The sequence below is a fragment of the Micromonospora sp. C95 genome, from assembly GCF_018070465.1.
Lineage (GTDB): Bacteria > Actinomycetota > Actinomycetes > Mycobacteriales > Micromonosporaceae > Micromonospora.
This window is the reverse complement of record NZ_JAGPXT010000016.1, coordinates 1-14,142: the sequence shown is the minus strand read 5'-3', so window position 1 is coordinate 14,142 and position 14,142 is coordinate 1. Positions and strand designations below refer to the sequence as shown.

General features: G+C 73.7%; 12 protein-coding genes and 1 pseudogene. 6 read left to right on the top strand and 7 right to left on the bottom strand.

The genetic code is table 11. The features are described 5' to 3' along the window. The first annotated feature begins 216 nt into the window (after window positions 1-216). The 5 genes from KBX00_RS18555 (at window position 217) to KBX00_RS18535 (ending at window position 5,650) form a co-directional block, all read left to right on the top strand. Window positions 217-1,164 carry a FecCD family ABC transporter permease gene (locus KBX00_RS18555; RefSeq protein ID WP_374225324.1) on the top strand — a complete coding sequence of 316 codons (948 nt, stop codon included), beginning with the start codon at window positions 217-219 and terminating at the stop codon, window positions 1,162-1,164. Continuing rightward, window positions 1,161-2,183: an iron chelate uptake ABC transporter family permease subunit gene (locus KBX00_RS18550; protein ID WP_210828696.1), complete on the top strand. Its 1,023-nt coding sequence runs from the start codon at window positions 1,161-1,163 to the stop codon at window positions 2,181-2,183. The genes KBX00_RS18555 and KBX00_RS18550 overlap by 4 nt, the downstream gene beginning before the upstream one ends. Window positions 2,184-2,260: 77 nt before the next feature. Further along, window positions 2,261-3,070: an ABC transporter ATP-binding protein gene (locus KBX00_RS18545; RefSeq protein WP_210828695.1), complete on the top strand. Its 810-nt coding sequence runs from the start codon at window positions 2,261-2,263 to the stop codon at window positions 3,068-3,070. Next, on the top strand, window positions 3,067-5,109 hold the full coding sequence (locus KBX00_RS18540) for a penicillin acylase family protein (RefSeq protein ID WP_210828693.1): 2,043 nt from the start codon (window positions 3,067-3,069) through the stop codon (window positions 5,107-5,109). The genes KBX00_RS18545 and KBX00_RS18540 overlap by 4 nt, the downstream gene beginning before the upstream one ends. After that, a complete protein-coding gene (locus KBX00_RS18535; protein ID WP_210828692.1) occupies window positions 5,102-5,650 on the top strand; it encodes a GNAT family N-acetyltransferase in 549 nt (182 codons plus the stop codon). Before KBX00_RS18540 ends, KBX00_RS18535 begins: the two co-directional genes overlap by 8 nt. 176 nt (window positions 5,651-5,826) lie before the next feature. Here the strand turns inward: KBX00_RS18535 and KBX00_RS18530 are convergent, their stop codons facing one another. The 7 genes from KBX00_RS18530 to KBX00_RS18500 all read right to left on the bottom strand — a co-directional run bounded on the left by KBX00_RS18530 (window position 5,827) and on the right by KBX00_RS18500 (window position 11,493). Continuing rightward, the gene (locus KBX00_RS18530; RefSeq protein WP_210828689.1) at window positions 5,827-6,543 is read right to left on the bottom strand and encodes a dihydrofolate reductase family protein; all 717 of its coding nucleotides are present in this window, start codon (window positions 6,541-6,543) and stop codon (window positions 5,827-5,829) included. Continuing rightward, complete coding sequence (ribA, locus tag KBX00_RS18525) at window positions 6,540-7,181, bottom strand: GTP cyclohydrolase II (RefSeq protein ID WP_210828687.1); 642 nt, start codon at window positions 7,179-7,181, stop codon at window positions 6,540-6,542. Before ribA ends, KBX00_RS18530 begins: the two co-directional genes overlap by 4 nt. Window positions 7,182-7,192: 11 nt before the next feature. Continuing rightward, window positions 7,193-8,113 (bottom strand): lysylphosphatidylglycerol synthase domain-containing protein, encoded by a 921-nt coding sequence (locus KBX00_RS18520; RefSeq protein WP_210828859.1) that lies wholly within the window; start codon window positions 8,111-8,113, stop codon window positions 7,193-7,195. A gap of 104 nt (window positions 8,114-8,217) precedes the next feature. Then, complete coding sequence (locus tag KBX00_RS18515; RefSeq protein WP_210828685.1) at window positions 8,218-9,045, bottom strand: class I SAM-dependent methyltransferase; 828 nt, start codon at window positions 9,043-9,045, stop codon at window positions 8,218-8,220. After that, window positions 9,042-10,067, bottom strand: a complete 1,026-nt coding sequence (locus tag KBX00_RS18510; RefSeq protein ID WP_301548201.1) for a glycosyltransferase family 4 protein — start codon at window positions 10,065-10,067, stop codon at window positions 9,042-9,044. Before KBX00_RS18510 ends, KBX00_RS18515 begins: the two co-directional genes overlap by 4 nt. A gap of 10 nt (window positions 10,068-10,077) precedes the next feature. Continuing rightward, window positions 10,078-10,509 (bottom strand): 6-carboxytetrahydropterin synthase, encoded by a 432-nt coding sequence (locus tag KBX00_RS18505; protein WP_210828683.1) that lies wholly within the window; start codon window positions 10,507-10,509, stop codon window positions 10,078-10,080. Between the two features lie 3 nt (window positions 10,510-10,512). Then, on the bottom strand, window positions 10,513-11,493 hold the full coding sequence (locus KBX00_RS18500) for a zinc-binding alcohol dehydrogenase (protein ID WP_210828681.1): 981 nt from the start codon (window positions 11,491-11,493) through the stop codon (window positions 10,513-10,515). Window positions 11,494-11,590: 97 nt separating this feature from the next. Between KBX00_RS18500 and KBX00_RS29870 the strand changes: the two are divergent. Then, a pseudogene (locus KBX00_RS29870) lies at window positions 11,591-14,142 on the top strand (CDP-alcohol phosphatidyltransferase family protein); the annotation flags it as partial.

Genomic DNA, 14,142 nt, shown 5'->3' with positions numbered 1-14,142 from the left:
AGGGTCTCGGACCATGGACGGCCGGGGGTTAGGCTAACCTAACCTAACTTCCTGCCTACACTCGGCTCCTGTCAAGTCCCGACGGCGTTTCGCACCGCACTGGAGTTCACCCTGTCCGTCATCGAGTCGCCACCCCGCGAGCAACCGACCCGGTCGACCACCGCGCCCCGGCACCGCCGTACCGCCCTGCGTGCCGGTGGTCTCCTCGTCGCCGCGTTGGCCCTGCTCGCGGTCGCGGTGCTCAGCATCGCCGTCGGCGCCAAGCCGATCCCCCCGTCCGACGTCTGGCACGCCCTGACCGACCGGGACGCCGCCGAGTACACCGTCGTACGGCAACTGCGGCTGCCCCGGACGCTGCTCGGCCTGCTGGCCGGCGCCGCGCTCGGCGTGGCCGGCGCGGCGATGCAGGCCCTCACCCGCAACCCGCTCGCGGATCCCGGCCTGCTCGGCATCAATGCCGGAGCCGCCGCCGCCATCGCCACCGCCACCGCCCTGTTCGGCCTCCGCGGTGGCACCGGCCAGGTGTGGTTCGCGCTGCTCGGTGCCGCCGTGGTCACCGTCGGGGTGTACGCCGTCGGTGGCGGTCGCGCGGCCACTCCGGCCCGTCTGGCGTTGGCCGGCGCGGCGCTCAACGCGGCCCTGTACTCGTACGTCAGCGCGGTGATGCTGCTCGACGCCGCCGGCCTGGAACGGCTGCGCTTCTGGACCGTCGGCTCACTGGCCAGCGCCGACACCGGCACGGTGCTGCGGGTGCTGCCGTTCATCGCGGTCGGGCTGCTGGTCGCGCTGGCCGCCGCCCGTCCGCTCAACGCCCTAGCCCTCGGTGACGACGCCGCGCAGGCCCTGGGTGCCCGGCCGGCCGTGGCCCGAGCCGGTGTGATCATCGCCATCACCCTGCTCTGCGGGGCCGCCACCGCCGCCTGCGGACCGATCGTCTTCGTCGGTCTGCTCGTGCCGCACCTGGTCCGTGCCCTCACCGGGCCCGACCTGCGCTGGCTGCTGCCCTACTGCGCACTGCTCGCCCCGGTGCTGCTGCTCGGTTCCGACGTGCTCGGGCGAGTCCTCGGCCGCCCCGGTGAACTCCAGGTCGGGCTGATCACCGCGGTGGTCGGCGGCCCGCTGTTCCTGGCGCTGGTGCTCCGGACGAGGACGATCCGCTCATGATCGTGATCCGTACGCCCGCCCGGCTCTCCGTCCGGCTGCGTCCCCGCGTCCTCGCCGTCGGCACGGTCTGCCTGCTACTCACCGTCGGCGTCGGCGTACTGGCCATCGGGCACGGCGAGTACCCGATGTCACCGACCGACGTGCTGCGCACGCTTACCGGTGGCGGCAGCCCCGCCGAGGAGTTCATCGTCACCCAGCTGCGGCTGCCCCGGCTGGTCACCGGCCTGGCCGTGGGCACCGCGCTCGGCCTGGCCGGAGCGGTGTTCCAGGCGCTGGTCCGCAACCCGCTGGGCAGCCCGGACGTGCTCGGTTTCACCCAGGGCGCGGCCACCGGGGCGCTCGTCGTGGTCGCCGTCGGCGGCAGCAGCGCCGCCCTCGCCGGCTCCGCGGCCCTCGGCGGCGTGGTCACCGGCCTGCTCATCTACCTGATCGCCTGGCGGCGCGGCGTGCACGGCTACCGGCTGGTCCTGGTCGGCATCGGCATGTCGGCCATCCTCACCGGCGTCAACGGATACCTGATGACCCGGGTACCGCTGATGAGCGCCTCCCGGGCGATGCTCTGGCTCACCGGCAGCCTCGACGGTCGCGGCTGGTCCGACGCCGCGCCGCTGCTGGCTGCCCTCGCGGTCCTGGTGCCGGCGCTGCTGGCCTGCGCGCCGGCGCTGCGGATGACCGAGTTGGGCGACGACGCCGCCAGCGGGCTGGGGGTGAGCGTGCACCGGCTGCGGCTGCTGCTGCTCGCCGGGGCCGTGCTGCTGGTGGCGCTGTCCGCGGCCGCCGCCGGACCGGTGCCGTTCGTCGCGCTCACCGCCCCGCACCTGGCCCGACGACTCACCCGGTCGCCCGGGGTCACCCTCCTGCCGGCGGCGGTCGTCGGCGCGCTGATCACCGTCGTCGCCGACCAGGTCGCGCTGCGTGCCCTCCCCGGCCAGCTGCCGGTCGGCGTGGTGACCGGCGTGATCGGCGGCGGCTACCTGGTGTGGCTGCTGGCCACCGAGCGTCGGGCCGGCCGGCTGTGACGCCCGGTCAGTCCGGTGAACCGCGGCCGACCACCGTGCCGGTCCCCACCACGACACCCGAGAACGGAGCAACAAGCATGTCGACCTCCCGGCTCGGTGGCGACGGGCTACGGCTCGCCTACGACCGGCGCGTCGTCGCCGAGGATCTCACCGTCGCTGTGCCCGACCGCTCCTTCACGGTCATCATCGGCCCGAACGCGTGCGGCAAGTCCACCCTGCTGCGGGCGCTGTCCCGGCTGCTGAGGCCGGCCGCCGGGGCGGTGCTGCTGGACGGGACGGACATCCACCGGTTACCCGCCCGCGCCGTGGCCCGTACGCTCGGGCTGCTGCCCCAGTCGCCGATCGCTCCGGACGGCATCGACGTGGCCGAGCTGGTGGCCCGGGGGCGCTACCCGCACCAGGGGCTGCTACGGCAGTGGTCCCGCGACGACGAACGGATCGTCGCCGAGTCGATGGCCGCCACCGGCGTCGACGACCTCGGCGACCGGCTGGTCGACGAACTCTCCGGCGGTCAGCGGCAGCGCGTCTGGCTGGCCATGGCGTTGGCCCAGCAGACACCCCTGCTGCTGCTGGACGAGCCGACCACGTACCTCGACATCGCCCACCAGATCGAGGTGCTGGACCTGTGCGCCCGGCTGCACGAGGAGCAGGGTCGCACGCTTGTCGCGGTGCTGCACGACCTCAACCACGCCGCCCGCTACGCCACCCACCTGATCGCGATGCGCGGCGGTCGGGTGGTGGCCGCCGGCGAACCCCGCCGGATCGTCACCGCGGAACTGGTCGAGGAGGTCTTCGGCCTGCCCTGCCGGGTCATCGACGATCCGGAGACCGGCACGCCGCTGGTGGTGCCGGCGGCCCGCGCCCGAGCCGGTACGGTGACACGGTGACCGCCCGCCGCTACCGCGACGGCTACGGCATCCCGCATCTGCGCGCCGACGACCACCTGTCGCTGGCCTACGCCCAGGGTCGGGTCACCGCCCTGGACCGGGCCTGGCAGATCGAGGTGGAACGGCACCGGTCCCAGGGCACCTCCGCCTCCTTCCTCGGCGCCGAGGCGGTGGCCTGGGACAGCTTCGCCCGCCGGGCCCGGCTAGACGACACCGCGCGACGCTGCCACGCCGCCCTCGACCCGGCCACCGCCGAGTGGGTGGGTCGTTACGTGGACGGGGTCAACGCCGGGCTGTCCGCCGGTGCGGCGCGGGCTCCGGAGTTCGCCGCCACCGGCCTGCGACCGGGGCGCTGGCAGCCGTGGACGCCGCTCGCGCTCTGGCTCGGACATCACGTCCTCTTCGCGGGTTTCGGCACCAAACTCTGGCGCGACCACGTGGCTCGCCGGCTCGGCCCGCCGGCCGCCGGCCTGTTCGCCGTGGACAACCAGGCCACCTCGGGCAGCAACGGCTGGCTGCTCGCCGCCGACCGCACCGCCACCGGCGCCGCCCTGATCGCCGGTGATCCGCACCGGTTCATCGAGGCACCCGGCATCTACCAGCAGATCCGGCTGGCCTGCCCGGAGTACGACGTGCTCGGCTTCGCCGTACCCGGTATCCCGGGCATCCCGCACTTCGGCCATGCCGGCCAGGTTGCCTGGGCGATCACCAACGCGATGGCCGACTACCAGGACGGGTACGCCGAACGGCTGCGCCGCCGGGGTGACCGGGTCGAGGCGTACGGGCCGGACGGGTGGCGGCCGGCGCACCGGCACGTCGAGACGATCGAGGTGGCCGGCGCCGCACCGGTCGAGGTCGAGGTGATCGAGACCGAACGCGGGCCACTGGTCTCCGGTGGACCGGACGACGACCCGGCCGTCACGGTCAGCCTGCGGTACCCGCCCCGCGTCCTCGGTGAGCTGGGCTTCGGCGTCCTGCCGGCGCTGCTGCGGGCGCGCACCGTCGACGACGTCGACGCGGCACTTGACGACTGGGTCGAACCGGTGAACGTGGTCCTCGCCGCCGACACCGCCGGCGGACTGCTGCACCGGGTGGCCGGCCGGGTGCCGCGACGCCACCCGGACAACGGGCAGCGGGTGGTCCCCGGCTGGGCGGCGAGCCATGCCTGGCAGGGCTGGCACGACCTGCCGAGCAGCCCGGTCGATCAGGTGGCGGTGATGGCCAACGAGCGTGGCCTCGCCGCCGGGCTCGGCGTGGAGTTCGCGCCGCCGTACCGGGCCGACCGGATCCGCCAGCTGCTGGACGCCACCGACGACTGGCGTGCCGAGCAGTTGGCGACCGTGCACACCGACACCCATCTGGCCGCCGCCGGCCCGCTGCTGGAGCTGCTCGCCCCGCTGGACGGGCTCGATCCGGCCGCCGCCGAACTGCGCGACCGTCTGCTGGGCTGGGACCGCCGGATGGCCGCCGACAGCGTGGACGCCGCCGCCTTCGCCGACCTGCGGGCCGCCGTGACCCGCCGGCTCGCCGCCCACCCCGCGCTGGCGACGCTTGCCGAACCACCCGCCTACCCGGAGGTGTTCCGGCCGTGGCTGGGCCTGCCGGCCCGGGTCGGGTACGCGGTGACCCCGCTGCTGCACGCCGACCTGCCCGGCCTGGATCGGGCCGACCTGCTGCGCGAGGCCCTGGCGGAGGTGGCCGCCGCGGACGACACCCGTCGCTGGGGCGAACGGCACCGGCTCCTGCCGTGGCGGGCGCTGCCCGACCCGGCCGCGTCGCCGGGGCCGCAACTGTCCGGTGACCACGACTGCGTACTGGCCACCTCCAGCGTCCCCGGGGTCACCGACCTGTGCCTGCGCGGGCCGGCGGCCCGCTACGTGTGGGACCTGGCCCGACGGGACGACAGCCGCTGGGTGGTGCCGTTCGGCGCCACCGGCGCCGGGCCGCACCGCGACGACCAGCTACCGCTGTGGTTGCGCGGCGATCTGATCCGGACCAGCTGCGACTGGGACCGGCTGACCGAGGAGCACGATGACTGACCGTCACCATCACGAACGTCACGTGCCCCGGTTCGGTGTGGTGGCCTTCCGGCCGGTCGAGCCGGACGCCGACGCCGACGTGATCCACTCCTGGGTCAGTCAGGACCGGGCCCGGTTCTGGGGGATGCGCGACGCCGACCGGGAGCGGGTCGCCGAGATCTACCGGTACGTGGACTCGCTGTCCACCCACCACGCGTACCTCACCCTGCGCGACGGGCACCCCGTGGCGCTGTTCCAGACCTACGAACCGGAGCACGACCCGGTCGGCACGTGCTACCCGGTACGCCCCGGCGACCACGGTGGGCACCTGCTGATCGGCACCCCGGTACGCCCCGAACCGGGCTTCACCGGCACGCTGCTGGCCGAGTTCGTCGCCTTCGTGTTCACCGACCCCAACCGGCTACGGCTGGTGATGGAACCGGACGCCCGCAACGACAAGGCGATCACCCGGCTACGCCGGGCCGGCTTCGTCGACGGCCCGCTGATCGAACTGCCCGACAAGCACGCCCGGCTGATGTTCCTCGACCGTACCCCGGATTAGACCCTGGTCGAAGTCCTCGGTCGAGCCGAGGCGGAGTCCAGCCGGCGGTCCGGCCAGGGACTTCGACACAGGGCCTCACCCCGAGATGCGGCATGTCGCGCCTTCCCGCCTCCCGGACAGCGCGAGATGCGGCATGTCGCGGCCCCGCCGCCGCAGAGACAGCGCGAGATGGTGCGTCAGTCGGCCTGCGTCGGTTCGCAGCGCTCGGACAGGGCGTAGCGGGTGAGCACCACGTCACCGATCTGACGCGCCTCGACCACCTGTGCCCGCCGACCCGGGTGCCACGGAAAGCTGCCCTCGCCGACGAACCGCGGTGCCCGCCGGTCACCGACGAAGAACGGGGCCACCACCAGGTGCAGCTCGTCGGCGAGCCCCGCCGCGAGGAACTGGCCGTGCACGCCCGCACCGCCCTCCACCAACAGGCGGCCGACACCCCGCTCGGCCAGGTCGGTCAGCATCCGCGGCAGGTCGACCGGATCACCGGCGTCGACCACGGTGGCCAGCTCACCCAGCCGGTGTCGGGTCTTCTCGACCGCGCCACTGGCGCTGTAGACGATCCGGTCGGTGTCACCCACGGTGAACAGCCGGGCCTCGGGTTCCAGGTCACCGCAGCCGGTAATGGTGACCCGGGTCGGCGATGCCGGCAGGCCCCGGGCGACCCGTTCGGCCCGGCGTCGTTCGCAGCGCACCAGCAACCGGGGATCGTCACGGCGGACGGTGCCGGCACCGACCAGGATCGCGTCGCAGCCGGCCCGGACCTCGTCCACCCGGTCGAGGTCCGCCTCGTTTGACAGCAGCAGCCGCTCGTCGGTGGCGTCGTCGATGTAGCCGTCGATCGAGGTGGCGCAGCTGAGCAGCACATACGGCCGGGCCGCCCCGGACGGGCCGGTCACCGGACGAAGGGGAGGTCGGCGGCGCGGGCCGCACGGCTGGCCTTCGCCGCGAGGTAGTCCGCGTTTGCCGGCGACAGGAACACGCCGGTGGGCACCTGCTCGGTCACGGTGATCCCGAGTCGCCCCAACTGCTCGGTCTTCTCCGGGTTGTTGCTCAGCACCGCGATCGGGCCGACACCGAGTGCGGCGAGCATCTGCGCCGCCACGGTGTAATCGCGTTCGTCCTCGGCGTGACCGAGCGCGACGTTCGCCTCGAAGGTGTCCAGTCCCGCGTCCTGCAACGCGTACGCGTCGAGCTTGGCGTACAGCCCGATGCCCCGGCCCTCCTGGCGCAGGTAGAGCAGGTAGCCGCCGACGTCGGCGATGCGCTGCACCGCCTCGCGCAACTGCGGCCCGCAGTCGCAACGCTGGCTGCCGAACACGTCGCCGGTGAGGCATTCGCTGTGCGGGCGGACCAACGGCACGTCGCCGCCGCGTTCGGCTGCGACGGTGTCGCCGAGGGCGAAGGCGAGGTGCTCCCGGCCGTCGATCAGCCCGTCGAAGGTGAACAGCCGGGCCGTGGTGGTGTAACCGTCGGGAAACCGCAGCGGCACGGTGACCTGCGTCCGGATGGTGGCAACAGGCAGTGATTCGGACATGGGTCTCCTCGTCAGACGGTGGCGGGTACACGGACACGTCGGGCCAGCAGCACCGCGGCTCCCGGCAGACTCGCGACGAGCACCAGGGCGCCGTACACCGTGGCGGTGGCCACCCCCTCGGCGGCGGTCAGGCCCGCGGCGGCGAACGCCCACGCGGCCACCCCCTCGCGGGGGCCGAACCCGGCGACGTTCGCCGGCACCCCCATCGCGAGCAGGGCCAGCAGGGTCAGCGGCAACAACAGGGTCAGCGGGGCGGTCGAACCCGCCGTGCGTGCCGCCACCAGGAAGGTGGCGAGGTGCCCGGCCACCGCCAGCGCGGAGGCGAGCAGCACCCCCGCCCAGGTACGCCGGCCGAGCAGCCCGAGACGTACGTCCGAGCCCGCGGTACCCAGTGCGCGGGCCCAGCGGGAGGCGCCGGACTGTGGTAGCAGTCGGGCGGCCAGCACCACGGCGACCAGCGCCGCCACCGCCACGGCGGTCGCCACCGGCAGGAACGGGCGCACCGGCGACGGTAGGGCGAACAGCAGCACCGCGGCGACCGCGACCAGCACCACCTGGCCAGCCATCCGCTCCCACACCACCGCCCGGATGCCGCGCCCGACGTCGCCCACGTCACGGCCGTGCCGCACCGCGCGGTGCACGTCGCCGAGGATGCCGCCGGGCAGCGTCGCGTTGAGGAAGATCGCCCGGTAGCAGTGGGCGACCGCCTCCCGCAGTGGCAGGCGTACCCCGAGACCGCCGGCGACGAGACTCCACCGCCAGGCGGCGCAGACAGTGGTGAGGACGCCTATGGCGAGCGCGGCGGCCAGCGCGGGCGCGTCGATCAGCCGCAGCCCGGCCAGGAACGGCCCGGTGCCGAACCAGCAGAGCAGGCCGACGAGGACGGCCAGCCCCAGTGCCAGTCGGGCCCAGCCCCAGAACGACCGGCGCACCGGGGTCGCCGTGGGTGCGGCGCCGCCAGCTTCATCCCCCACTCGTGCCTCCCCGGCATGACGATCTTCCCTGACTGTACGCACGCAGCTGGGCGGCTGCCGGTTCAACGGCGCAGCGCCAGCAGGTCGACGTGACCGACCAGTACCCCGAGCCGACCGCTTTCAGCCTCCGCCAGCCGACGTCGTGCGTACTCGTCGGTGTCGACGGTCAGGTCGGGGCGTTGCTCACGGGCCGCGTCGAGCCACCCGGTGAACCACTCCGCCGCCAGGGCGGCCCGCTCCGACCCGAGCTGCCAGGGGCTGGGGCGTAGTTGCACGTCCACGCCGTGGCGGGCGAAGGCGGCGGCGCAGGCGTCGACCGCGTCCGGTCCGAGCAGCCGCCGGCCGCCGACGGTGCGACGCTGGTGTGCGTTGAAGGCGGCGGCGACCTCGTCGTCCAGCGGGTCGGCCGGGGTCAGCCGCACCGCGCCGGTCACGGAGATCAGGAACAACGCCGGACAACCAGCCTCGGCGCAGGCGGCGACCAGGTGGTCGAGTTCCTCGGCGGTCAGCATGTCGAGCAGGGCCGAGGCGGTCACCAGGGCGGCGTCGGCGAGTTCGGCGGCGGTCAGCCGGGTCAGGTCGCCCTGGCGTGTCTCGACGGTCACCGGCGCGCCGTCGGCGGCGGTGGCCGGCATGCCGGCGCAGGCCCGGGCCAGCAGGTCCGGATCCTGGTCGTACAGGATCCAGTGCTGGGCGCCGGGCAGCAGCGGGGCCAGCCAGCGGCCCAGCGAGCCGGTCCCGGCGCCGAGATCGTGTATCACGAGGGGTGCGGCGTGGGCGGGCAGCGCCGCGCGCAGCGTGTCGACCAGCTCGGTGGACCGGGCCGCCACGTCGGCGGGCTCCCGCAGCGCGAGCCACTGCGCGAAATCGGGCGGTAGGTCGATGCTCATGCCGATGCCTCCTTCAGGGCCGTGCTGATCCGGGCGACCGTGCTGCTCCAGTCGGCGAGGGTGTCCCGACGCCGGAGCGCGGCGTGCCGCAGTTGCTCGCGCAGGGCCGCGTCGTCGAACCAGCGGCGCAACGCCGTGGCGAGGGCGGCCGGGTCGTCGGGCGGCACCAGCAGACCCGGCCGGTCGCCCGTCGCCGTGCGCCCGAGGGCGTCGGGCAGTCCACCGACGGCGGTGGCGAGCACCGGTACGCCGCGCGCCAACGCCTCGGTGACCACCATCCCGTACGTCTCGCCGCGCGACGGGTGCACCAGCAGGTCGGCGGCGGCGTACGCGGCGTGCAACCGGTCACCGGCCAACGGTCCGGTCAGTCGGATCCGGTCGCCGAGCCGCCCGGCGGTGATCCGCTCGCGCAGCCGGCGCACGAACTCCGGCTCCCGGTGCACCGGTCCGACGCAGGTGAGCGTCCAGTGCCGGTCGGCCACCGTGGTCAGCGCCTCGACCAGCACGTCGTGCCCCTTGTGCCGGGCGACCACGGCGACGCAGAGCAGGGCCGCCCCGGTCGCCGACCGGGTCGCGGGTGGGGCCGGGTCCACCCCGGGCGGGGCCACGTGCACCCGTTCGGCGGGCAGCGCGTACCGCCGCAGCAGCGCGTCGCGGGTCCAGGCGCTGGTGGCCACCACGGCGGTGACGGTCGCCAGCGCGCGAGCCTCGGTGTCGTCGTCGCGGGGCAGGTGCACCAGCGCGACCAGCCGCAACCGCCCGCAGTGGGCGGCGAGAACGTCCGGCACCACCGAGGCGACCAGGCCGTCGACAAGCACCAGCGCACCGTCCGGCGTACCGGCCAGCACCCGGGCCAGCGCGGCCCGCGCCGGCGGGGAGGGTCGCGGCCAGTCACCGGCCACGGCGTGCTCGCGGACCGACCAGCCGGCGGCGGTGAGGCCGGCGCAGATCCGTCGGTCGTAGCCGTTGCCGCCGCTGGGTGATGCCGGGTCGTCGATGTCGCCCGGCAGGATCACGTGCAGTATCGGCACGTCAGGTGGTGCCCTCGCCGACGGCGGTCGAGCCGGGCAGCGCCCGCTCGTAGCTGGCCCAGGCCACGTGCGACTCGTGCAGGGTGACCGTGATCCCGGTCAGCCCCCGGGCGCCGCCGCCCAGTCGACCGCCGGCCACCCGGTCGGCGAGCCGGTCGGCGATGGTGCGGGCCAGCACCTCGGTGGTGGTGTTCTGTCCGGCGAAGGCGGGTTCGTCGTCGAGGTTGCGGTAGTTCAGCTCGCCGAGCACCGCCTTGAGCTGGTCGGTGGCCAGTCCGATGTCGACCACGATGCCGTCGTCGTCGAGGTCGGGGCGGCGGAAGGTGGCGTCGACCACGAACGTCGCGCCGTGCAGCCGTTGGGCGGGGCCGAAGACCTCGCCCCGGAAGCTGTGGGCGATCATGATGTGGTCACGGACGGTAACGCTGAACACGGTTCACTCCCCGTCGTAGGTGATGAGATGGCACAGCGCGGGCAGGTCGCCCCCGCTGAGTCGGGCGAGTACGTCGGGCAGTTCCGCGAACGGCGACCGGCCGGTGATCAGCGTGTCGAACGTCGGGTCGGTGAGCAGGTCCAGGGCGAGCGCCATCCGGTCGGCGTAGCTGCGACTGCCGCGTCGCGCCGGTGCCACCATGCCGACCTGGCTGCTGCGGATGGTCAGTCGTCCGGAGTGGAACGCGCCGCCGAGGGACAGTTGCACCGGCCGGTCGCCGTACCAGCTCAGTTCGAGCAGGGTGCCTTCCGGCGCGAGCAGGTCCAGGCCGCGTTGCAGGCCGGTGGCGCTGGCGCTGGCGTGCACCACCAGGTCACGGCCGTCGCTGGCGGTCTCGGGGGAGGCGAAGTCGACACCCAGCGCGGCGGCCACCTCGGCGCGGGCCGGATCGGTGTCCACCAGCTCCACCCGTACGCCCGGGAAGCCGGCCAGCAGAGCGGTCACCGCGCAGCCGACCATGCCACCGCCGACCACGGTCACCCGGTCGCCGACCAGAGGCGGGGCGTCCCACAACGCGTTGACGGCGGTCTCCACCGTGCCGGCCAGCACCGCACGGGCCGCCGGGACGTTGTCCGGTACGACGGTCACCGCCTGCGCCGGCACCACGTACGCGCTCTGGTGCGGGTGCAGGCAGAACACCGTACGCCCGAGCAGGTGCGCCGGACCCTGCTCGACCTCGCCGACACTGAGGTAGCCATACTTGACCGGGGCCGGGAAGTCACCCTCCTGGAACGGGGCGCGCATCGCGGCGTACTGGCTGGCCGGCACCCGGCCGGTGAAGACCAACGTCTCGGTGCCCCGGCTGACCCCGGAGTACCGGCTGCGCACCAGGACCTCGTCGGCGCTCGGTTCCGGCAGCGTCACCGGACGGATCTCACCCGCACCGGGAGCCCGGAGCCAGAAGGCGAGGGCGGTACGCGTCACCCGATTTTTCTCCTTACCTGCGTCCAGACCGAACCGATCCGTCGTATTTCCCGTAGTTCCCTGTCGGGGGGTCGTCGATCATAAACACGGAGGCACGGTGTCCACAGTTCGAACCGGTCCGCAAATCGGGCTGATCGTCCAGATCGTCCTGCTGGCGGGGCTCGCCGCGACGGTCGGTCTCGGTGTCGCGGGCTGGCTGGCGGGTCTGGCGTACGGGGCGGTGACCTACCTGGCACTTGTGCGTGGGCTCCGTCACGCGGGCTCGGACCGACTGGGACCGGCCGACTGGGTGACCATGGGCCGCGGGCTGCTGGTCGGTGCGGTGACCGCGCTGATCGCCGACGCGCTGATCAACGGTCGCCCCACGCCGGTGGCACTGCTGGTGGCGATGACGGCGGTGGCGCTGGCGCTCGACGCGGTCGACGGCAAGGTGGCCCGGCGCACCGGGACGACGAGCGCCCTCGGCGCCCGGTTCGACATGGAGGTCGACTCGTTCCTGGTGCTGGTGCTGAGCCTGCACGTCGCGCCGTCGGTCGGTGCCTGGGTGCTCGCCATCGGCCTGATGCGGTACGTGTTCCTGATCGCCGGCTGGCTGCTGCCCTGGGTGAACGCGCAGTTGCCGCACCGGTACTGGCGTAAGGTGGTCGCCGCGGTCCAGGGGATCATGCTCACGGTCGCCACCGCCCAGGTGCTGCCCGGAGTGCTGACCACGGTCGTGCTGGTGGCCGCGTTGGGGCTGCTGGTCGAGTCGTTCGGCCGGGACGTCGGCTGGCTGTGGCGGCACCGGCAGGTCCGGACCGTGCCGGCCGTGGTGGTTCCGGCCATGCCGACCGTGCCGATCGGCATGCGGCGGGTCGACGAGCGTGACCTGTCCACCGCCCCCGTCCTGTCGCTGCGCTGACCCCGGAGACCCAGTTGCCGATCGCCGACCGGGCGTCCACCCCCGACGCCGAGCAGAACCCGAGCCGCGCCACCGACCCGCGCGAACACACACACGGGACCGCAGCGGTTGGCGCCGCGTCCCGGCCGGTGCCGGTCACCATGCGCCGCCGGATCGTCGCGCGGGTGGTCACGGCGCTCGCCGCGCTGCTGGTGCTTGTCACGTTCACCCTGCCCAACCGGCCGTGGCAGCTGGAACCCGGCGCGTTCCTGCGAATCCCGCTGGAGGGACTGCTGCTGGCCGCGCTGCTGCTCGCGCTGCCCGGTCGGCCCCGCCGGGTGGTGGCCGCGCTGGCCGGTGGGCTGCTCGGGCTCGTCGCCGTGGTGAAGGTCGGCGACCTCGGTTTCTACTCGTCGCTGGGTCGCCCGTTCGACCTGGTGCTGGACTGGTCGCTGCTCGACGAGGCGTTCACCTTCGTGGCCGAGTCGATCGGCCGACCGGGCGCGATCGCCATCGCGCTCGGGGTCGGGGTGGTCCTGCTGGCCGTACCGGTGCTGACCGCCCTGTCGGCGGTGCGGTTGTCCGGGACGCTGGCCCGACACCGGACCGGCAGCACGCGGGCGGTCGCCACGCTGGTGCTGGTCTGGGCGGTGCTGGCCGCCTTCGGGGCGCGGATCGTGCCCGCCATGCCGATGGCCGACACCAACGCCACGATCCTCGTGCAGGAGCACGCCGCCGAGGTCCGGGACCGGCTGTACGACCGCCAGGCATTCGCCAACGAGGTGGGCGTCGACCCGTTCCGGGACGTGCCCGGCGACCAGCTGCTCACCGGGCTGCACGGCAAGAACGTCATCATCGCCTTCGTGGAGAGCTACGGTCGCGACGCGGTCACCGACGCCGAGTTCGCGTCCATTCCCCGGATGCTCGACGAGAGCGCCGGGCGGCTGGCCACGGCCGGGTTCGCCACCCGCAGCGGCTTCCTCACCTCACCGACGATCGGCGGTGCGAGCTGGTTGGCGCACGCCACGCTGCTGTCCGGCCTGTGGGTGGACAACAACCAGCGCTATCGGAACCTGCTCGCCACCGACCGGTTCACCCTCGGTGACGCCTTCCGGCGCGCCTCCTGGCGTACGGTCGGGGTGATGCCGGCGGTCAACCAGGCCTGGCCGGAGGGTGCCTTCTACGGCTACGAGCAGTTCTACAGCGGCCCCGACCTGGGCTACCAGGGCCCCAAGTTCGCCTTCGCTCCGATGCCGGACCAGTTCGCCATCCACCAGTTCCACGAGCGGGAACTGGGCGGGCAACAGGATCGTCCGGTCATGGCCGAGTTGGCCCTGGTCTCCAGCCACTCCCCCTGGACGAAGGTGCCGTCGCTTGTCGACTGGGACACCATCGACGACGGCGAGGTGTTCCGGCGGGGCATCATCGGCACCCCGACGGCGCAGGCGCGCACCGGCTACCGGCACTCGATCAGCTACACGCTGCGTACCCTCATCTCCTACGTGGAGCGCTACGGCGACGACGACACGGTGCTGGTCTTCGTCGGTGACCACCAGCCCGCGCCCGTCGTCACCGGCGAGAACCCGAGCCACGACGTGCCGATCCACATCGTGGCGAAGGACCCGGCCGTGTTCGAGCGGATCAACGACTGGGGCTGGCAGGACGGCCTGACCCCGGACCCGAACGCCCCGGTCTGGCCCATGAACGAGTTCCGCGACCGCTTCCTAACCGCCTTCGCCCCCACCGCATCCCGCCCCCAAGCCCACCCC

Coding starts and splice junctions, on each gene's coding strand:
- KBX00_RS18550 (WP_210828696.1), top strand. CDS start 1,161: ATGATCGTGATCCGTACGCCCGCCCGGCTCTCCGTCCGGCTGCGTCCC.
- KBX00_RS18535 (WP_210828692.1), top strand. CDS start 5,102: ATGACTGACCGTCACCATCACGAACGTCACGTGCCCCGGTTCGGTGTG.
- ribA (WP_210828687.1), bottom strand. CDS start 7,181: ATGTCCGAATCACTGCCTGTTGCCACCATCCGGACGCAGGTCACCGTG.
- KBX00_RS18545 (WP_210828695.1), top strand. CDS start 2,261: ATGTCGACCTCCCGGCTCGGTGGCGACGGGCTACGGCTCGCCTACGAC.
- KBX00_RS18515 (WP_210828685.1), bottom strand. CDS start 9,045: ATGAGCATCGACCTACCGCCCGATTTCGCGCAGTGGCTCGCGCTGCGG.